At 63.4% G+C, this 19,162-nt stretch carries 15 protein-coding genes; 8 read left to right on the forward strand and 7 right to left on the reverse strand.

Annotated features, from left to right (window positions below):
* Positions 1–5: 5 nt before the first annotated feature.
* From G6P99_RS37595 to G6P99_RS37610, 4 genes are all read right to left on the reverse strand, one after another.
* Positions 6–647 (reverse strand): hydrolase, encoded by a 642-nt coding sequence (locus G6P99_RS37595; protein ID WP_029080416.1) that lies wholly within the window; start codon positions 645–647, stop codon positions 6–8.
* 10 nt (positions 648–657) lie between these two features.
* A complete protein-coding gene (locus G6P99_RS37600; RefSeq protein ID WP_165125740.1) occupies positions 658–1,056 on the reverse strand; it encodes a nuclear transport factor 2 family protein in 399 nt (132 codons plus the stop codon).
* Positions 1,057–1,218: 162 nt separating this feature from the next.
* On the reverse strand, positions 1,219–2,100 hold the full coding sequence (locus tag G6P99_RS37605; protein ID WP_165125743.1) for a helix-turn-helix domain-containing protein: 882 nt from the start codon (positions 2,098–2,100) through the stop codon (positions 1,219–1,221).
* A 218-nt stretch (positions 2,101–2,318) separates the two neighbouring features.
* A complete protein-coding gene (locus G6P99_RS37610; protein ID WP_165125746.1) occupies positions 2,319–2,471 on the reverse strand; it encodes a hypothetical protein in 153 nt (50 codons plus the stop codon).
* Between the two features lie 175 nt (positions 2,472–2,646).
* Between G6P99_RS37610 and fabF the strand changes: the two genes are divergently transcribed.
* Positions 2,647–3,909 carry a beta-ketoacyl-ACP synthase II gene (gene fabF, locus G6P99_RS37615; RefSeq protein ID WP_029080419.1) on the forward strand — a complete coding sequence of 421 codons (1,263 nt, stop codon included), beginning with the start codon at positions 2,647–2,649 and terminating at the stop codon, positions 3,907–3,909.
* A 121-nt stretch (positions 3,910–4,030) separates the two neighbouring features.
* On the opposite strand, the gene G6P99_RS37620 is transcribed toward fabF, so the two are convergent.
* Positions 4,031–4,975 (reverse strand): transcriptional regulator GcvA, encoded by a 945-nt coding sequence (locus tag G6P99_RS37620; RefSeq protein WP_029080420.1) that lies wholly within the window; start codon positions 4,973–4,975, stop codon positions 4,031–4,033.
* A 119-nt stretch (positions 4,976–5,094) separates the two neighbouring features.
* Here G6P99_RS37620 and G6P99_RS37625 point away from each other — a divergent pair, with 119 nt between their 5' ends.
* Positions 5,095–5,343, forward strand: a complete 249-nt coding sequence (locus tag G6P99_RS37625; RefSeq protein ID WP_084518420.1) for a DUF1127 domain-containing protein — start codon at positions 5,095–5,097, stop codon at positions 5,341–5,343.
* Between the two features lie 24 nt (positions 5,344–5,367).
* Positions 5,368–6,060, forward strand: coding sequence for a glutathione S-transferase family protein (locus G6P99_RS37630; protein WP_029080421.1), 693 nt, complete (start codon positions 5,368–5,370; stop codon positions 6,058–6,060).
* 203 nt (positions 6,061–6,263) lie between these two features.
* Here the strand turns inward: G6P99_RS37630 and G6P99_RS37635 are convergent, their stop codons facing one another.
* Positions 6,264–7,418, reverse strand: coding sequence for a DUF3047 domain-containing protein (locus tag G6P99_RS37635; protein WP_245284634.1), 1,155 nt, complete (start codon positions 7,416–7,418; stop codon positions 6,264–6,266).
* 205 nt (positions 7,419–7,623) lie between these two features.
* Here G6P99_RS37635 and G6P99_RS37640 point away from each other — a divergent pair, with 205 nt between their 5' ends.
* The 4 genes from G6P99_RS37640 (at position 7,624) to G6P99_RS37655 (ending at position 13,957) form a co-directional block, all read left to right on the forward strand.
* The gene (locus G6P99_RS37640; RefSeq protein WP_165125749.1) at positions 7,624–8,691 is read left to right on the forward strand and encodes a helix-turn-helix domain-containing protein; all 1,068 of its coding nucleotides are present in this window, start codon (positions 7,624–7,626) and stop codon (positions 8,689–8,691) included.
* 567 nt (positions 8,692–9,258) lie between these two features.
* A complete protein-coding gene (locus G6P99_RS37645; RefSeq protein WP_029080423.1) occupies positions 9,259–10,902 on the forward strand; it encodes a hypothetical protein in 1,644 nt (547 codons plus the stop codon).
* 69 nt (positions 10,903–10,971) lie between these two features.
* Positions 10,972–13,173 (forward strand): AAA family ATPase, encoded by a 2,202-nt coding sequence (locus G6P99_RS37650; protein WP_029080424.1) that lies wholly within the window; start codon positions 10,972–10,974, stop codon positions 13,171–13,173.
* Positions 13,154–13,957 (forward strand): hypothetical protein, encoded by an 804-nt coding sequence (locus tag G6P99_RS37655; protein WP_029080425.1) that lies wholly within the window; start codon positions 13,154–13,156, stop codon positions 13,955–13,957. Before G6P99_RS37650 ends, G6P99_RS37655 begins: the two co-directional genes overlap by 20 nt.
* Before the next feature lie 71 nt (positions 13,958–14,028).
* Here the strand turns inward: G6P99_RS37655 and G6P99_RS37660 are convergent, their stop codons facing one another.
* A complete protein-coding gene (locus tag G6P99_RS37660) occupies positions 14,029–14,304 on the reverse strand; it encodes a hypothetical protein (protein WP_029080426.1) in 276 nt (91 codons plus the stop codon).
* Here G6P99_RS37660 and G6P99_RS37665 point away from each other — a divergent pair, their 5' ends adjacent.
* On the forward strand, positions 14,305–19,137 hold the full coding sequence (locus tag G6P99_RS37665; protein ID WP_165125752.1) for an NAD-glutamate dehydrogenase: 4,833 nt from the start codon (positions 14,305–14,307) through the stop codon (positions 19,135–19,137).
* Positions 19,138–19,162: the final 25 nt, after the last annotated feature.

The following is a 19,162-nucleotide window of genomic DNA, read 5'->3' on the forward strand; positions in this document are numbered from 1 at the left end:
GACCCTTACTTCACGTGGGTTTCGAGAAGCTGGAGTTCCCAAGCCAGCGCAACAGCGCTGCCGCCACCATGTTCAAGAACGACGCCTGCGACGCCAGCAGCGGTTTTCTCACGCGCCCAATCGCGCTGCCATTCGCCGAGCACGGCAAGCCAGGTGATCGGCACGGCACCCGCTTGAACCATGCGGCGCACGGCCATGTCATGGGCTTCCAGCGAGACGCCGCCCGAAGCGTCGGTGACGATGAACACGTCATACCCCTCGCCGAGCGCCTGTATCGCAGGCATGGCCAAGCAAATCTCAGTGTAAAGCGCGGCAAGAACGAGTTGCTTTCGCCCACTCTTCTTCACGATGTTGGTAACGTTCGGGTCTTCCCAAGTATTGATGAAGGTGCGGTTGATCGGCTTCTGCTCGGGGAAGACATCCTGAAGCCCCTTGATGACATAGCCGCCGCGCTCCTCGATCACCGTGGTGAGGATCGTCGGCACGTTGAAGACTTTGGCGGTCTTCGCGAGGCCGATGACGTTGTTTATGATCATCGTCGGCTCGTGACTATTCAGGTTCGTGAACTGGTAGGGCTGATGGTCGATCAGCACGAGAATGCTGTCTTCGGGACGAAGCAAGGCGTCGAGGCCGGTTTTGGCAGGCATAGGAACTCCTTTAACAGATGCGCAGGTGATGGCTCAGGGGCTGGTCCAGAAAGACATGAAGGGTCTTGATTTGACCGCGTTCAATTTGCGCGACATCGGTGCCCGTCACGGCTGCGGGACCGTTCGGCGGACCGGACTTCCAGCGCAGCCGTCCCATGCCGTGGTGACCAACGGCAGGGCCAATCGCCGTGAAAGCGAAATTGGCTGGCAGGTTTGCCAGCAGTTCATCCACCGCCTTATTGATGGCGGCATGACCCGTCGCTGAGGCATCCGGTGGTTCAAAGAGTGTCGCATCGCCAGCATAGAGTTCCGAGATGGCTTTCATTCTGCGAGAGGCGTCGCGCTCGCCGAACACATGCGCGAGATTTGCCTGCATGAGGCCGTCATAGTCGATGGGTGCCGTGCTCATCTTCCGCCCTCCGGAGTTGGGAATTTTCGGAAGGGCGTGCCTCGTCAATCGCTCAACGCGATGTCGTTCGCCGATCCGGTTGCGGCGATAGTGTCGTTCCGCCTAAGGGAACGCACTGTTCGATTCTGCGATTCACAGTCTGAAACTGCTACAGGATGGCGGTCAGTTCTTGCGGTCGCGCCGCCATACTGCCGGTGTCGTGCCGGTGAGTTTCCGGAACGTTCGCCCGAAATGAACCGCATCGGCAAAGCCCGTTGCCTCTGCCACCTCGTTGAGCGAGGCGTGGCTGTCGATCAGGAGAGCCTGCGCACGCCGGACGCGCGCATCGAGCTGCCAGCGATAAGGGGCCATCCCGGTTGACGCCTTGAACGCGCGGCTAAAATGCGCGGGCGAAAGATTGACCAGCGCTGCCAGATGCGCGAGATCAACACGCTCGGGCAAATGGGCGTCGAGATAGTCGACGGTGCGTCGAAGCTGCCAGGGTGCCAGACCCTTCGTGCTCGTGGCAGGCGCTGGCGCATCGGCGATAAGCAGCGCTGCAATCGCGGTCGTCAGCCCGTCACCATAAAGCTGCGCCGATGGGTCGGGATCGTTCACCGCGTCAGAGAGCAGCTTCGTCAGGGTCCAGATGCGATCATCGGAAAAACGCAGCCGAGGCGCTTCGATTGCATCGGCGTTGAACCGGGTACCCAGCTGCTCGCTCAGCACCGCGAGATCAAAGCTCAACGTGGCGTCCCGCACGAAGCGAGCATCGGCGCAGAAGCCCCATATTTCCGTGCCGGCGGGCGCGAAGAGTAACTGCCGCGGCACATAGCCGACCGGGCAAGGCTGGTTCTCTCGGAGACGAGGCTCGCACGGGGCTCCGGTCTCTTCCAGAAGAATATTGAGGCGGGTTTCATTCTCGTGTCGAAGATGGTGAGACACCCGGCCCGCGCAGCGGAATTCGTTGAGAGCAACGCGCACGCCGTTCCAATCGCGCCGCGCCGTCGACAGGCCGAGCACATTCTCAGGCAACAAGGACAGGCGGTCGGGGCGTGTGAGCATGGCTACTTATATAGTCTAGCCAGCCGAATCTTAAACGCTGCTCGCTGAGGGGGCGATTCCGACAATTGCTTCCACAACGCGCGACTGGCGGGTACCTCGAAGTTAGTTCAGCAAAATTAATGCATTAGACCTTCTTAAGGCGCACGTAGGGTTGGTCTTATTTGCCCGTGTTTTGCGGGCCCATCGGCTTTGCCGCTGGTCATCGGGCCTTCATCCACTCACGGCTTCGCCGCGCTCGCATCGATCAACAGCTTCGCCACCGTGAACGCCGACTGCGCCGGCCTCTCTTCCGACTGCTGGCCGGTGACGTAAATGCCTTCGATGAGCAACAGAAGGGCGTCGCCGAGCACGGCGGGGTGACGCGCGCCCATCGCCGCGGCGAACTCGCGCAGGCGCTTGCGAAAGACCTTCGTGTACAGGGCGGAACCGCCACCTTGACGCCCAGCCGGTCAAGATAATAGATGATAACCATCATATATAAAAGCGCCCAAGGCAGCTTCGAGTCCCGGCCATGCCGGTTCGCAGGAAGGGCGCGACAGGAGAACCATGCGTCGAATTGTTGTGACGGGCCTGGGGATGGTGTCCCCGCTGGGCTGTGGCACCGAACTGGTCTGGTCGCGGCTGCTCGCGGGGCAGTCCGGGTTGACGGCTTTGCCGGAGTGGGCGGCGGCTCTCCCGGCGCGCGTCGCAGGACAGGTTCCTGATAAGGCCGAGGATTCGGAGGGCGGCTTCGATCCCGATTCCGCCGCCCCGCGCAAGGACCAGAAGAAGATGGACCGGTTCATCCTGTTCGCGCTGCTCGCCGCGGCGGAAGCCGTGGCGCAGGCCGGCTGGATGCCGGCCGAGGCTCACGCGCAGGAGCGCACCGCCACGGTGATTGCATCCGGTATAGGCGGGTTTCCCGCGATTGCGGAGGCCGTGCGCACGGCGGAAAGGAGCGGCCTGCGTCGGCTGTCGCCATTCACCATTCCCTCCTTTCTGGCAAATCTCGCAGCCGGGCACATCACCATCCGATACGGCTTCAAGGGTCCGATCGGCGCGCCGGTGACCGCTTGCGCGGCGAGCGTTCAAGCCATCGGCGATGCAGCGCGCTTGATCAGATCCGGCGAAGCCGAAATTGCGATCTGCGGCGGCGCGGAGGCCTGCATCGATCCCGTGAGCCTTGGCGGCTTTGCGGCCGCGCGGGCGCTTTCGACGTCCTTCAACGACACGCCCGCGCGGGCGTCGCGGCCGTTCGACCGCGACCGCGACGGCTTCGTCATGGGCGAAGGCGCAGGTGTGCTTGTCATCGAGGAGCTCGACCATGCCGTGCGGCGCGGCGCGAAGCCGATCGCGGAGATCATCGGCTACGGCACGACGGCGGACGCCTATCACATCACCGCAGGCCCGGAAGATGGCGACGGCGCCCGACGCGCCATGGAGGCGGCACTCCGGCAGGCCGGGTTGCGGCCCGACCAGGTCCAGCATGTCAACGCGCATTCGACATCCACTCCGGTCGGCGATCTCAGCGAACTGGAGGCCATCAAGCGCGTGTTCGGGCGCGAGGGAGGGATTGCCGTCAGCGCAACCAAGTCGGCAACGGGACATCTGCTTGGCGCGGCAGGCGGCGTCGAGGCCATCTTCACAATTCTGGCGCTGCGCGATCAGGTCGCCCCACCCACACTCAATCTGGAAAACGCCGATCCGGCTGCGCAGGGCATCGACCTGGTCGCGAACGTTGCGCGGCCGATGGCCATCGAACACGCGATCTCGAACGGCTTCGGATTCGGCGGCGTCAACGCCAGCCTCGTCTTTCGACGATGGTCTTGAACCGGTTGTCGATCAAATCCGCGCTGAGCCGCTCGAGCACGCCGCTGCGCCCGGCAGCGAGCGACATCGGTCTCCAGGTCACGGCTGTCGCCGGATAGGCCTGGCGCCCGACGGCACGGCTTCAGTCGCCGCTCTCCCTGAGCGGATCCAGCGACCAGCCGAGTTTCTTGAGCTGCCGCTGATCCGTTGAGGCCTCCGCCAAAAGCCAATCGCGGAACGTCACGATCTTCGGCAACGCCGCCGTCGCCTTCGGGCACATGATCCAGTAGGTCTTCGACAACCGCAGCGCCTCCGGAAAAGGCCGCACCAGCCGTCCATTGATCAAGTCCCACGCCGCCAACGTCGTCCTTGCAAGTGCGATCCCCTGGCCGTTGATCGCCGCGTCGATCACCATGCTGGCCCGATTGAGCACCGGGCCGTGGATGACGTTGGTGTCGTCGACGCCGGCCGCCTGCAACCACCTCGACCAATCGGTCCGGCTGTCCATATGGATCAGCGGATATTTGAGGATATCGGCCGGCTTGCCGAGCCGCCGCCGTCCCGAGAGCAGTTTTGGACTGCACACCGCGAAGAGCTGCTCGGCGCTGAGCTTGACGGTGTCGTGCCCCGGCCAATTGCCGTCACCATGCCGCACAGCAAGGTCGACTTCCTCTCGCGCGAAGTCGACGTGATGAAGCGTCGCGGACACGCGAAGATCGATGCCGGGGTGCGCCTCGGCAAAGTGGCCCAGCCGGTGCACGAGCCATTTGGCGGCAAAGTCCGGCGAGGTGCTGACGGTGAGCACGCCGGCATTCTGCCGCTGCAACAGCCGCTCGGTGCCGACCGCGATGCGGTCCAGCGCATCGCGAACGACGGTCAGGTAGTCCCTGCCCGCCTCGGTGATGATCAGGCGCTGGCGCTCGCGATTGAACAGCTTGATCGCAAGCTCGGCCTCGAGCGCCTTGACCTGATGGCTCACCGCGCCCTGCGTGACGCACAGCTCCTCGGCGGCGCGGGTGAAGCTTTCATGCCGCGCCGCGGCCTCGAAAACCTTCAGCGCATTGAGGGATGGCAGGCGTGGGCGCATCGCAACGACTTCATGAGAAAAACTAGGGCAGGCAAGAGAAACGATGCTTTGCCGTCAACCGCCCGCTGACATTACTGGAATGCTCCAACGCAGAGTTTCACAAGATTTGGAGCTTGTCGATGTCAGCCTTGATCACTGATCCGTTGTCGCTTCCGTCCAATCCAGCGGACGATCCTCCCACCCGACTTCATCAATTCGATTTCGGACCGGGCCCGGCTATTGGATGGCACGGATGGTCAGGCTGGGCGGCCCGGCGCAGCCTTCGCGGCGCGCTCCGCGAGCTTGCGGAAGACAAACACCTGCTCGCAGACATCGGCCTGACCCGCGAGCAGGCCCTGGAAGAAGCAGCCAAACCGTTCTGGCGATAAGCGATTCAACCAACGAGAAAACAGATGGCAGACCCGATCGTCTACGGCTTCCCGCGAAGCACCTTTGTCAACATCGTTCGCCTGATCCTGACCCACAAGGACGTGCCTTACGGCTTTCATAACCTTGAACCGGTGATGGGACAGCGCGAGCACCTGGCGTTGCACCCGTTCAACCGCGTCCCGATCCTGCGGCACGGCGATTTCATCGTCTACGAGACCAGCGCGATCGCCTCTTATGTCGATGAAACCTTCGAGGGGCCAAAGCTTACGCCGCACGACGTTCGCGCGCGGGCGCGCATGAACCAGTGGATCAGTGCGGTCAACGCCTACTACTATCCCTACATGATCCATCACGTGACGCACGAACGGGTGGTCTTTCCGGAGCTTGGCATCGCCTCAGACGAGAAAGTCGTGGCCCATGCGCTGCCCAAGGTCGAGCTCGCGCTTGGCATGGTGGAGCGCGAGCTTGAGCACGGCGAAAACTACCTGCTCGGTTCGGAACTCTCGATCGCGGATTTCTACCTGCTTCCGAGCACTTTCGCCTTCAGCCTGACGGAAGAAGGCCGGGCGATGTACCCGAAATATCCGTCGTTCTGCCGCTGGCGCGAGCGCATGGAGAACCTTCCGGCAACACTCAAGCTGCGGGCGATCATGCCGCCGCGTGAACCCATTCTACATGCTCGCGAATGGGCGAAGTCACACCGTCCGAAATACTGACCATGCAGACCCAGCCTTGCCGGAACCTGCTGCAAGGACTGATTTGAAGCCATACTGATTTGAAGCCATGGGGAAACAAACACTCCCCGGCAAATCGCGTCTCGCGCTAGAGCCCGTTCCGATTGAATCGGAACGGGGCTCTAGATTCTTGTTTTGACGCGTTTTCTTCACGCGAACCGGTATCCACTTCGCTCGAAAACGCTCTAGACCTTGTGCACAGCGTTGTCGCCGGTGGTGACCTTGATATCGGCATAGCGACACGCGCCGTGGCGGCGTTGGAACGGCGCCACGGCCAGCAGCCAGATTTTCGCGATGGCCTTCGCCGATCCACCGATATGGGCGGCGTAGTCTGCTGCGATGTCGCGTTCCTGCGCTTGCCAGGTTCCGAGGTCCGCCTTCCCGGAACGGACGATCATATGCGTCTCGATCACATTCCAGCCGGGCAACGGGCAGCGGAAGACCTTGCCTTCAGGCAAATGTTCGCTCCAGATGTAGGTCAGATCCTGCCCGTCTTCGAACTTCACGCCGATCGAAAGATAGTCGTGGGTCGCAGCCTGGTCTTCCGCGACGGCGGTTGGCAATTGATCGATCTTCCAGCGCCATGCGAGCCGCGGACGAGAGGTCAACGGAAGCGACAGCGGCCGCTCGATGATACTGACGTGGCCCGTGGTGTCGCAGACGATCTCGCCGTCCGCACCCTGGCTGAAGACTTCCTGGCCACCTCCAAAACCGAGCAGGTTCGACCAGCCTGGCGGCAGCTTGCCGCCACGCTCGAGACGCGCAAGCTCGGACTTGAGCAGACCGCCCACGTCGCCATGCGCCAGGAGACTCTTGACGCCCACGCCGGCATCGGCGCGCCACAGCAGAGCGATGCCGGTCATCTTGACATCCGCCTGCTTGTAGACGTCTTCCGGCGTCGCCAGCACCCCGTCCTCACTGGCCCATTCCGCGGCCGAACGCGCCACCTCGATCCGTCCATCGTGGGAGGCCGTCATGGTCCCGGTGTCCAGCATCGGATTGTAGATCGGCCGGAGCCCGCGCGTGCGCGCGTGGAAGACCAGGCCGGGACCGAACCAGAGATCGTGTTCGCGCGACAGCCACATCCGACCGCTCAGGAGGAACGTCACCTGTTGGCCCTGCGCCGCGTCGAGACCAAGATCGGTCCAAGGCAGATCGGTGCCGTTGATCTCGAAAGCCTTGTAGGCAACCAGTTCCGGTGAACTCGCCTTCGCAATGATATCCTTGATCCCGCCCACCAAATCCGCCGGAGCCGGACCGCCCTGCTCGGCCGCTTGCGCCGTCCGCAACGCAGGCCCGGCAAAGGGCAGCACCAGACCGAGCGCCGATGCACGCAACATCACATCACGTCGGGAAATTTTCCCGATACGGCCGGCCGCGGACGACAAGCCAAAGCAAGCAAAGCACATGCATTCCTCCCTTGTCCCGGTCGACGCCGGCGTTTGGCCGTGTTTCATCGATGGGGTTTCGAATGCTATGCTTTCGCTGCGAATTCAGCCTGCCATGATGTGCCGAAATGGCAGCCTGTTTGGCGCGTGAGGGCAGATGCACCAGACTGGTTACACGCGCGCGAGCACGCTTGGTCCGATTGCCGATGTCGTGACGGCGGCCGGTGGATCGATCGAGCGGGTCTTCCGCCGCGCCGATCTTCCCCTCGGATTGCTGGAGGCGCCGGACACGCTGTTGCCACTGCGCGATCACTTCCGGCTGTTGATGGTGACCTCGCGTGAATTGCACGACGAAGTCTTTGCGGTCCGGCTTGGTCGCCAGACGTCGATGGCGGGCCTCGGAATTTTCGGCAGATGGGTGGCCCAGGCCCCGACCCTGCTCGAGGCGATCCACCGCGCAGGAACCAGCCTGCCGCACATGCTGCAAAACGCTACCCAGCTGGTCGTCCGCCGTCATGGCAGCGAAATTCACTGGTCGTATGAATTGACCGACCCTGCGCGCGACGGACGCCGGCAGAACGAGATGCTCGCCATCTGGTACATGATCGCTGTGGTCAGGCATTTTGCCGGCGCCTGCTGGCTACCGAGCCGGATCGTCTTTGGCGACCTGCCAAACCGGCTGCGATGTCAGATCGACGAGTTGACGTGTACCGATACTGCTGTTGGTGACGCCGCCAGCGCGATCGTGTTCGATCGGCGGCTGTTGACGGCCGTCAATCCAAATCTCGGACAAGGCGATGGGCTGACCGCGAGTGAGCTCGCACGCATTTTCGACCTGCCGGATCCGGAGGACCTGCCGGGCCGTGTTTCCGTGCTGATCGAACTGGAACTGCTCGATCGGCGTCCGACCCTTTCGCACATCGGAAACCGGTCGGGACTCACAAGACGACCCCTGCAGCGCAGGCTCAGCGAGGTCGGACTGAGCTACAGCGACCTGCTGCGAAACGCGCTGCAGCGACGTGCGGTGAGACTGCTGTGCCAGACAGACCGATCGATCGGCGACATTGCGTCGGTGCTCGGTTATGACGACCCCGCCCACTTCAGCCGGGCGTTCGAGCGCTGGAGCGGCGCGGCTCCCACCCGTTGGCGGCGTCTGCTTGAAGCGCGCGGGCGGGGCGAAACAAATGGCGCGCCGCTCAGAATAAAATCGCGAACCGATATGTAATTGAGATTGCTACACAATCCTTTACGCCGTGACTTATCAGATCCGGAGCCTGCCCGAGCTCCCCAGCTGCAAGCATCGGTCAAGGACGAGGGATATTTCAGAAGCCAATTCAAATAGTTAGCTTTGCAGGCGTGCGGATTACTGGCGTCACGACGGCTTCGAATTCAAATCGCCGTGCGAGCCTTGCGGGCGTCAACCAAAGCCGCACATCGAGCGACTAATGCAAAGGACGCTTCACATCGATCCGGAAACCGGCACCCGAAGACTTAATTCGAACCAGACCGGCCACGAAGCGACAAACAGCCACCGAAAAATAAAGCAATGAGCTTCCTTCCGAGCTGAAACACACAGCAACGCTGAACGATGCATAAAGAATGTCGCGACTTCGTTTGGCTCACGGTTCGAATTGAACCGCCCTGTGGTTGTGCGACAAAGGACTCGCATCTAGGTTCCGCACCAGCCGGATTTCTCATGTTGACCGCCTAAGGACGATTTCCCGCGACGCGGCCTGGACGCCTGCGCCGCCCATGCGGCTCCCTCGGAGTCGCCAGACCAGGAGACGACTGCATGTCCACCTCACAATCCCCGAAACTCGCGGAATCGACCGCGGTCAACGAGGCCGTCAAGGCACGGATGGCGCCGAAGCAGGCGACACAGGCCGCGCCTGTCGACATCACCGCCAATCCGGTGGCGAAGATCGTCTTCAATCCCGAAGCAGCTCCAGAGGAGCGCAGCCGCCAGGTCGGAGCCCTGCTCTCGCCTGATCTCGCCGAGGAGTGCAAGGCGTCGATCAAGCAGCTCGAGGCCTACAAGGAATATCTGGCGCAGCAGCGCACGCTGATGCAGCGCAAGCTGATCGAGCTGTCGTCGACGACCGTCTTCGCCAAGATGAAGCAGACGTTTGCCGACATGAACAAGGGCGTTCTCGACTTCCGCGAGATGATCCGGCCGCTGGTCGACAATCTGGATGCGCTCTACACGCTGCGCACCGCCGGCGACAATGTCGTGCTGGATACCTTCGCGGAGATCGAGGAGGATCGCAAGCGCGAGGCTGATTGGGACCGCCGTACCTCGGAGATCGAATCCGAAACGCGGCAGGTCAACTCCGACAAGGAGATGCTCGATCGCGACATCGCCAAGCTGAAGACGCAAACCGGCCTGTTCGGCGGCATCAAGAAATCCGCGCAGGCCGAAATCGCCGCCAAGGAGCTCCTGATCGCCAAGCGGATGGAGGGCCTGAAGGCCTGCCGCGACAAGGCGCTGGCGATCATCACGGAGAAGGCCGAGCACGACGCCAAGCAGGGCAAGTTCAAGGCCGAAAAGGACCAGGTCCGCAAGATGCTCGACATCTCCGGTCCCGAGCACGTCAAGCGCGTCGAGGGCATCATCAAGGCGGCGCTCGGCTACATCGACAAGTCGCAGGTCTCGGTCTCGGAGCTGCGCGACGAACTCGGAGGGATCGAGGGGCAGGCCGACAAGCTCGTCAAGATCAACTCGCAGATGATCACGGTGGTCGCGATTCTCGACAAGGGCATCGACCTCGCCAGCGCCGCGAACAGGGAGAAGGTGCAGGCGCTGTCGACCGCCCCGGCGGGCGAGGACACCCTTGCCCGTCTCGAGCGCGAGCGCAAGAAGAACGATTTCGAGCGCCACGTCACCACCCTGCTGGACAGCGGGCGGAGCACCAAGAAGACCGTGGCCGATCTCGAGAAGGACGCGGTCGACGCCAATACCTTCCACGACGCCCTCGGCAAGCAGAATGTCAATCTGCGCGAACTCTCCAGCGACGGCATCGCCAGTGTCGCCACCAGCCTGAACACCACCATCCAGGCGCTCAACAACTCGGCGCTCAACGAGGCCTCGGAGAGCGTGCGCGATTCGATGCGGGCGATGAACGCGGTGACCGACGACGTCGCCAACAAGGAGGTCATCCGCCAGGCGCTGCAGGTCGACGAGGCCTCCAAGCGGATCATGGAGAAGGTCGAGTCGATGTCGAACATCGCCGAATCGCTGCAGGCCGCCAACAAGCTGCGGGAGGACGGGCTCTCCAACATCCAGAGCCGGCTCGGAGAGCTCAGCGATGTCACCGCCACCGTACGTGCGCGGCTGCAGGAGAGCATCGGCATGGATGCCAAGGATCCCGGCGCGCCGGCCGCCTCAGCGGCAGCGAAGCCGGTCGACGACAAGGAAATCACGTTCGGGCAGATCTGAGCCCCGCCCCCGGACCGGCGCTGCCGGTCCGGCCTTCCCACTTCCAAGCCTGACCGATGGAAATCTGAAATGGCCGACAACTTCCTGATCACCGGCAGCGAGGCGCTCGCCAACCGGAAGAACTTCAAGCTGGTTGGCTGCACGGAGAAGTTCGAGGAATTGTGCACCATCCTGACGCGGATGGAAGCCAACAGCGTGATCGTCTCCGGTCCGAGCGGTGTCGGCATCACCACGCTGGCGCTGGCGCTGCAGGCGCGCAAGGTCGACCCCGACGCGCCGTTCGACATCGTCAACAAGCGGCTGTTCTGGCTCGACACCGACGGCCTGTTCGGCCTCGGCGACAACGACGCCATCGTCAAGCAGTTCAAGGCGATATTTGCGACCCTCAACCGCACCCCGGACAGCGTTCTGATCGTCGAGGATACGCTCGATCTGATCGATGCGCTGCGCAACAGCGGGCTGATGCACATCGTCAACGCGTTGACGTCGATGGTGAAGACGAAGAAGACGCAGGTCTTCCTCGAGGTGCGCGAGGCCGACCTGACCCAGGTGCTCAAGTGTCATTCCGACTTCCGCGATCATTTCACGCTGATGGATCTGACCGAGCCGGTCGGCGCTGAACTCGAGGAGATTGCGCTGCACGGCGCTGGGGATCTCGAGGAGAGCTACGAGGTCCGGATCGATCCGGCTGCGGTCAAGGCCGCCATCGACATGTCGAGCAAGTACCGTTCGCTCGACACCGGCCTCTCCGCGGCGCAGCCCGCGCGCACCCGCACGCTGCTCGATCGTGGCATGGCGCGCTACCTGCTGCGGGCGCACTCGACGCCGCCGCTGCTCGCGGAGCTTGAGGCGGAGCTCGCGCGTCTGATGGCCAGCGGGCCGTCCTCCGGAAACGAGGAAAAGGCCGCCACCGTGCGCGCCGCCATCGCCCGCCACAAGGCCGAGTTCGCCGAATACCAGGCCAAGATCAAGGGCTACTACGCGGCGCAACGCGAGGGCGAGAAGTCGATCGCACACATGGAGGCCCAGCTGCGCAGCCTCGAGGAAGACGAGAAGAAGCGTCACCTCGACGATCCCGCCGGCAAGGCCTCCGCCGGCGATGCCGACTTCGATCTGATCGCCAGGGCGTCCGGCTATGCAACGCCAGAGATTCTCAAGCTGCGCGGCGACATTGCGCAGACCCAGGCGGCCGTCGATGAAAATCGGGTGAAATACAAGGCCGTCACCAAGCAGATCAACGATCGGCTGCTGTTCACCGCAGACATGGTGATCGACGAATTCTCGCTGATCTCCGGTATCGACGCCTCCAAGCTCAAGCAGAACGACGCCGTCAAGCTGCTCAATCTGCACGGCTCGCTGAAGCGGCGCGTGTTCGGTCAGGATGCGGTGATCGATCATGTCGATCGTGCGGTCAAGGTCTGGCGGCGCGGGCGGCGCACCGACAAGCCGCTGCCGTTCCTGTTCTGCGGCGCCAGCGGCGTCGGCAAGACCGAGGTCGCCAAGGGCTTGGCGGAAGCCCTGTTCGACACCGACAAGACGCTGAACCGCTACGACATGGGCGAGTTCATGGAGAAGAACGACGTCACCAAGCTGATCGGCGCGCCTCCGGGCTACGACGGCTTCTCGGCCGGCGGCGAGATGACCAATTCGGTGCGGGCCAATCCGTATCAGGTCATGCTGTGGGACGAGATCGAGAAAGCTCACCCCGACATCTTCAACATCTGCCTCAACATCCTCGACGACGGGCGCTGCCGCGACAATCTGGGCCGCAAGGTCGAGTTCGGCGACGTGGTGATGCCGATGACCACCAACATCGGCGCGGAGCATGCGCTGCGGGTCGGCACCGGTCCCGGCGATCTGAGCCAGGATGAGGCCTACGAGCTCACCATCCGCGACCTGAAGAAGGCCTTCCGAACCGAATTCCTGAACCGCTTCGAGGGACGCGAGAACATCATCCTGTTCCACAAGCTCAACATGGACACGATCGAGAAGATCGTGTTCCGCGAAATCTCGCGCATCAACGCCTTCTACGCGGCACAATCGATCGAGGTACGCTTCCCCGAGGCGCAGCTGCGGGAGTTCTGCGACAAGACCTACTCGCCCGAGATCGGAGCCCGCGGCCTGCCGGGCCGCATCAAACGCATCGAGGCCATGATCGTCGAGAAGACGATGGCTGACGCCGCCTTCAGCGGCACGCTCGACATCGGCTTCGATGCCACGAGCCGCAATTTCACGTCGACCTGGATCCGCCATGACAGAAAAGCCGCATGACGACGCCGATGCGTTGCTGCACGGCATCGACAAGACGCTGTCCGAGTTCAAGACCAAGGCCTATGAGGCCAAGAAGTCCTACGACCAGTCCGACCTCGGGCGCGCCCACCGGGAGCTGAGCATGCTCGGCCGGTTCTGGTCGCAGTTCGTCCGCTCCTGCGGCTGGATCTACCTGAAGCTGATCGCTCCGGTCACCTGGCGGCTCTACCGCTTCGTGCGCTGGGCGTTCGCCCGCTACCGCGCGCTTTGGGCGCGCTGCGTCTACGCCAAGGACGCTTATGGCGATCCGGAATTCAGCAAGGCGCGCGGCGGCATCATGATCCTCGCGACGATCGCCGTCTGCTACGTCGTCTACTGCGCAGTGGCGGTCACCGCGACCTTGCCCTGGTACCTTGCGACCGTCCGGCACGACGAGCAGCTATATCTGTCCAACTCCCAGAACCTCTCGAGTTCGCAAACCGAGGGACCGGAGGTCCACGAGGTCTACGGTTGCGAGACGCTGCCCTGCACCGACCAGAACACGGTGACCTTCCGGGTGCGCGCGACCTGGTTCAACGAACTCTGGAGCGTGCTCCATCATGGTTCGCTGTTTTATCCCGGCTACGTCGCAGCCGCCGTCAGCCCGGTGCTGAACCGCTGTATCATCACCTCCTACGGTGTCCGCAAGAAAATCCTGGTGCGATCGTGGGATATCTATCCCGACCTCGTGCAGGTCGAATGCATGCCGACCGGCGCCGATGAGGGCAAGGACAGCAAGGTGATCAACAACAAGGACTATCGCTAGATCCACTTGGTGCACTTCAATAGACAGGCAATCTTTGGCGCGCCGCTCAGAACAAAACCGCAAACTCTTACTCAATTGAAATTGCTTGTGATTTTTCCCTCCCCGATGATTCGGCAGCCGCCGGCGCCGACTTCGGCCTCACGCGCTGCAGCAGGCATCTCGGCACGTCTCACGACAGCATGCGCCTTGGATAGCTTTGGGATCGGAGTATTGTCGTCGGCAGCAGTCGAAGCTTTGAGACCGGGGAATTCGCGTACGCGCTCGATCGCGATCAAGGCAGTGGCGCTCGAAGCGATGCACTCCAGAATCAAGCCGATGATCGCGACTGCGGTCGGACGGCGCGGCAAATGGAGGACATTATGGCTTGGCGTGACGATAAGGCCCGTGCAACCCTGATCCGCGATGCCGCGGGAAGCGTGCAGCCGGGCAAGGCTCCCCGGAGCTTTGCCGAACTTCTGTTCGGCTACACCAATGTCGAGGACCTCGCCAATCACGATGCCTTGTCGCTGGCCTTCCTGGCGGAACAAGCCTGGGAGCACGTGCAGCAGCGTACGGCGGGCAGCGCCGATATCCGTGTCGTCAATCCGATGATGCCGGACGGGCGCGAGATTTCCGTGCTCGAGATTCTCAACGACAACATGCCCTTCCTGTTCGATTCCACGACGGCGGAGTTGGCCGAGCAAGGCATCGAAGTCACCCTCGTCGCTCACCCGATCCTCGCGGTGGAGCGCGATGATCAAGGCAAGCTCCTGCGCTTTCACGGCGAAACACTGCCGGAGGGAGCGAAGGGTACGCGGGAAAGCCTGATTCATCTCCACATCACCCGCCTGGACGCCGATGCCGATCGCCAGAAGCTGATCGACGGCCTCACCAGGTCGTTGAGCGACGTCCGCGCCTGCGTCACCGACTGGCGTGCCATGCGCGACCGGGTCGAGGACGCGATCAAGACCTTCTCTTCCAATCCGCCGCCGCTGCCGATCGACGAGGTCGCCGAGGCCAACCAGTTCCTGCAATGGCTCTGCGCGGACAATTTCACCTTCCTCGGCGTGCGCGAATATCGCTTCTCGCCCGACGGCGATGCGTCCGACGACATCACGACCGGCAAAGGCCTCGGCGTGCTCCGCGATCCGGATGCGAAGGTCCTGCGCCGCGGCGGCGAAATGGTGGTGATGACGTCGGAAATACGCGAGTTCATGCACGACCCCACCCTGCTCATCGTCATCAAGGCCAACGTCTCCAGCCGCGTTCATCGTCGCATCCGCATGGATTATGTCGGCATCAAGCTCTATACGCCCGACGGCCGGCTGGAGGGCGAATTGCGGGTCGTCGGCCTGTTCACCTCCGGCGCCTATACCCGCTCGGCACGGCAGATCCCTTATGTCCGCCACAAGGTGACGCGGGCGCTGCAACGCGCCGGCTTCGACCCGAACAGCCATTCGGGCAAGGCGCTCATGCATATTCTCGAAGAATATCCGCGTGACGAATTGTTCCAGGTCGACGTCGACACGCTCTACAATTTCGTCATGGAGATCCTGATCCTCTACGAGCGTCCGCGCGTCCGCGCGCTGGCGCGGGTGGACAAGTTCGATCGCTTCGTCTCCATCCTCACCTTCATTCCGCGCGACAAATACGACACCGACGTCCGCACGCGCGTCGGTGCCTTCCTGGCGCAGGTCTACAAGGGGACGCTGTCGGCCTCCTATGTTTCATTCCCTGAAGGGGCGCTTGTGCGCGTCCACTACATCATCGGACGCTATGACGGCAAAACTCCCGTCGTCGAACGCGCCACGCTCGAAGCCGGGATCAGTGCCATTGCCGCGACCTGGGCCGACAAGCTGAAGGCCGCGCTCACTGCCTCGACCGATGGCATGCGGGCACGCATGCTCACCACCCGATATGCCCAGGCCTTCAGCGGCGGCTATACCGAGGTGTTCGGCGCGGAACAGGCGATCACCGATATCGCCACCATCGAAAAGCTCACGCCGACCCGCCCCGTGGCGATTTCGGTTCACCGTGACGAAAGCGAGGCCGATCCCAAGCACTTCGGACTGAAGGTGTTCTCGCACGGCGCGCCCCTGTCGTTGTCCTACCGCGTGCCCGTGATCGAAAATCACGGCCTGCGCGTGGTCAACGAACGCACCTATCAGATCGCGCCGCGCGCCACGCCGGCGCCTCCGCCGGTTTGGCTCCACGAGATGACGATCGAGACCAGCGACGGCCAGCCGATCACGATCAGCCCGGAATTCAGCCATCGCCTTGAAGCCTCGATCATGGCGGTGGTCCGCGATCACGCCGAATCCGATGGATACAACGGCTTGATCCTGCGCACCGCCCTGGGCTGGCGGGAAGTCTCGACCATCCGGGCGCTGTCCCGCTACCTGCACCAGATCCGCGCGCCGTTCACCCAGGATTACATGTGGGAGACCTTGCGCAAGAACGCCGCGATCACGGCCAGCCTCGTCGCGCTGTTCCAGACCCGCCTCGATCCGCGCCTCGCCTCCACCGATGCCGAGCGCTCGGCACGCGAGACGGCCCTGCTTGCCGAGGTCGAGGAGCAGCTCAAATCCGTCGCCTCGCTGGACGAAGACCGCATCCTGCGCCGCTTCACCAACCTGGTGCAGGCGACGATACGCACCAATCTGTGGCAGATCGGCGAGGATGGACATCCGCGTCCGGTGATCTCCTTCAAGTTCGACGCGCGCCGGATCGACGACCTGCCGGCACCACGACCGCTCTACGAGATCTTCGTCTACTCACCTCGGGTCGAAGGCATTCACCTGCGCTTCGGAAAGGTTGCGCGCGGTGGCTTGCGCTGGTCCGACCGGCCGCAGGATTTCCGCACCGAGATCCTCGGCCTCGTGAAAGCGCAGCAGGTCAAGAACGCCGTGATCGTGCCGGTCGGCGCCAAGGGTGGCTTCGTGCCCAAGCGCCTGCCGCCGCCTTCCAACCGCGACGCCTGGCTCGCGGAAGGCACCGAGGCCTATCGCATCTTCGTTCGCTCGCTGCTGGAGCTCACCGACAATCTCGACGGCGACATCGTCGTGCCGCCCGAATCCACCGTGCGCCATGACGGCGACGACCCCTACCTCGTCGTCGCCGCCGACAAGGGCACCGCCACCTTCTCCGACGTCGCCAACGCGATCTCGGTCGAGAAGAACCATTGGCTCGGCGACGCCTTCGCGTCCGGCGGCAGCCAGGGCTACGACCACAAGAAGATGGGGATCACGGCGCGCGGCGCCTGGGAGACGGTCAAGCGCCACTTCCGCGAGCTCGGCACCGACATTCAGACCACGCCGTTCACCGCGGTCGGCGTTGGCGACATGTCCGGCGACGTTTTCGGCAATGGCATGCTGCTCTCGACGGCGACAAAGCTCGTGGCGGCTTTCGATCACCGCGACATCTTCATCGATCCCTCGCCCGATCCTACGATCAGCCTCGCCGAGCGCAAGCGCCTGTTCGACCTGCCGCGATCGAGCTGGCAGGACTACAACAAGTCGCTGATCTCGCCGGGCGGCGGCGTGTTCTCGCGCCAGCTCAAGGCGATCCCGCTCACTCCGGAGATACGCACCCTGCTCGATCTCGACAAGCCGCAAGCCACGCCTTTCGAGGTGATGACGGCAATCCTGAAGGCGCGCGCGGATCTCTTGTGGTTTGGCGGCATCGGCACCTATATCCGCTCCGCCGGGGAAAGCGACGATCAGGCCGGCGACCGCGCCAACGATCCGATCCGCATCACAGGCGGCGACGTGCGGGCCCGGGTGATCGGCGAAGGCGCCAATCTCGGCGTCACCCAGCGCGGCCGCATCGAGGCGGCGCAGAAGGGCGTCAAGCTCAACACCGACGCCATCGACAACTCGGCCGGCGTGAACACGTCCGACGTCGAGGTCAATATCAAGATCGCGCTGGCGCGCCTCGAGCGCGAGGGACGCCTCAGCCCCGCTGACCGCAACAGCCTGCTGGCCGCGATGACCGACGAGGTCGGCACGCTGGTGCTGCGCAACAACTATCTGCAGTCGCTGGCGCTCTCGCTCGCCGAACGCAAGGGCGTGGCCGAGACCGGCTTCCTCACGCGCCTGATGCAGTCGCTCGAGCAACGCAGCTTGCTCAGCCGTGCGGTGGAGTTCCTGCCCGACGACGCAGCGCTCACCGAGCGCACACGCCGCGGCCAGTCCCTCGCACGGCCCGAGCTTGCCGTGCTGCTCGCCTACGCCAAGCTGACGCTTTACGATGACCTGCTCGGCACCAGCGTGCCGGACGATCCCTATCTTGCCCGGGAACTATCGCAGTATTTTCCGCGCGAGGTTCAGGACAAATACCCCACGGCGGTCGAATTCCACCGCCTGCGGCGCGAGATCATCGCGACCAACCTCGCCAATGCGGTGATCAACCGCGGCGGCCCGGCCTGTGTCGTGCGCCTGATCGACGAGACGGACGCCGATATCCCGACCATCGTCATGGCCTATGTGGCGGTCGATGAATGCTACGGGCTGAAGTGGCTCAGCGACGCGATCGACGCGCTCGATACCTGCATCGATGGGCAGGTGCAGCTGTCGCTCTACGCTTCTGTGCAGGATCTGCTGCTCTCCCGCATGGTCTGGTACGTGCGCAATGTCGATTTCAAGGAGGGACTGGAGGCCGTCGTCGCGCGCTTCGGCCCGGGGATCCGCCAGATCGTCGCCGGGCTCGACACCGCGCTGCCGCCGGACTTGCAGGCCGCGCGTGGCAAGCGGCGGCAGGAACTCACCGACGCCGGTGTCCCCGCCGGCCTCGCCGGCGAACTCGCCGATCTCGACGCTCTGGTCTCGGCGCCCGATATCGTGACGGTTGCGGAGCGCACCAGCCGCCCCATCGGCGACGCCGCCGCGACCTTCTTCGCCGCCGAGGCGAATTTCCGTCTCGACCGGATCGTCGCCGCCGCGCGCAGCGTTCCGGCAAACGATTATTTCGAACGGATGGCGATCGACCGCGCCGTCGAGCAGATCGCCGGCGCCGAAAGAAGGCTGGCCGCGGATATGCTGGCAACCGGCCAGTCCGGCCAGCAGGCTGTCGAGACCTGGCTCGCGGCGCACCCGGAAGCTGCGCGCATCCGCCGCTCGGTCGAGGAGATCGCGGCCAGCGGCCTGACGCTCGCCAAGCTGACGGTGGCGGCGAACCTGCTGGGGGACCTGGTCAAGGCCTGAGGCGTGCGAGGCAGCGATGTGAAAC

This window comes from Bradyrhizobium sp. 6(2017), from assembly GCF_011058295.2.
In the GTDB taxonomy this organism is placed as follows: Bacteria; Pseudomonadota; Alphaproteobacteria; order Rhizobiales; family Xanthobacteraceae; genus Bradyrhizobium; species Bradyrhizobium septentrionale.

What these genes read in the sequence shown, in the direction of transcription:
- G6P99_RS37635 (WP_245284634.1), bottom strand. Translation starts at nt 7,418, where the DNA reads ATGTTGCGTGCATCGGCGCTCGGTCTGGTGCTGCCCTTTGCCGGGCCT.
- G6P99_RS37665 (WP_165125752.1), top strand. Translation starts at nt 14,305, where the DNA reads ATGGAGGACATTATGGCTTGGCGTGACGATAAGGCCCGTGCAACCCTG.
- G6P99_RS37595 (WP_029080416.1), bottom strand. Translation starts at nt 647, where the DNA reads ATGCCTGCCAAAACCGGCCTCGACGCCTTGCTTCGTCCCGAAGACAGC.
- G6P99_RS37640 (WP_165125749.1), top strand. Translation starts at nt 7,624, where the DNA reads ATGCACCAGACTGGTTACACGCGCGCGAGCACGCTTGGTCCGATTGCC.
- G6P99_RS37655 (WP_029080425.1), top strand. Translation starts at nt 13,154, where the DNA reads ATGACAGAAAAGCCGCATGACGACGCCGATGCGTTGCTGCACGGCATC.
- G6P99_RS37620 (WP_029080420.1), bottom strand. Translation starts at nt 4,975, where the DNA reads ATGCGCCCACGCCTGCCATCCCTCAATGCGCTGAAGGTTTTCGAGGCC.
- G6P99_RS37625 (WP_084518420.1), top strand. Translation starts at nt 5,095, where the DNA reads ATGTCAGCCTTGATCACTGATCCGTTGTCGCTTCCGTCCAATCCAGCG.
- G6P99_RS37630 (WP_029080421.1), top strand. Translation starts at nt 5,368, where the DNA reads ATGGCAGACCCGATCGTCTACGGCTTCCCGCGAAGCACCTTTGTCAAC.
- G6P99_RS37600 (WP_165125740.1), bottom strand. Translation starts at nt 1,056, where the DNA reads ATGAGCACGGCACCCATCGACTATGACGGCCTCATGCAGGCAAATCTC.
- G6P99_RS37605 (WP_165125743.1), bottom strand. Translation starts at nt 2,100, where the DNA reads ATGCTCACACGCCCCGACCGCCTGTCCTTGTTGCCTGAGAATGTGCTC.
- G6P99_RS37610 (WP_165125746.1), bottom strand. Translation starts at nt 2,471, where the DNA reads ATGGGCGCGCGTCACCCCGCCGTGCTCGGCGACGCCCTTCTGTTGCTC.
- G6P99_RS37645 (WP_029080423.1), top strand. Translation starts at nt 9,259, where the DNA reads ATGTCCACCTCACAATCCCCGAAACTCGCGGAATCGACCGCGGTCAAC.
- G6P99_RS37650 (WP_029080424.1), top strand. Translation starts at nt 10,972, where the DNA reads ATGGCCGACAACTTCCTGATCACCGGCAGCGAGGCGCTCGCCAACCGG.
- fabF (WP_029080419.1), top strand. Translation starts at nt 2,647, where the DNA reads ATGCGTCGAATTGTTGTGACGGGCCTGGGGATGGTGTCCCCGCTGGGC.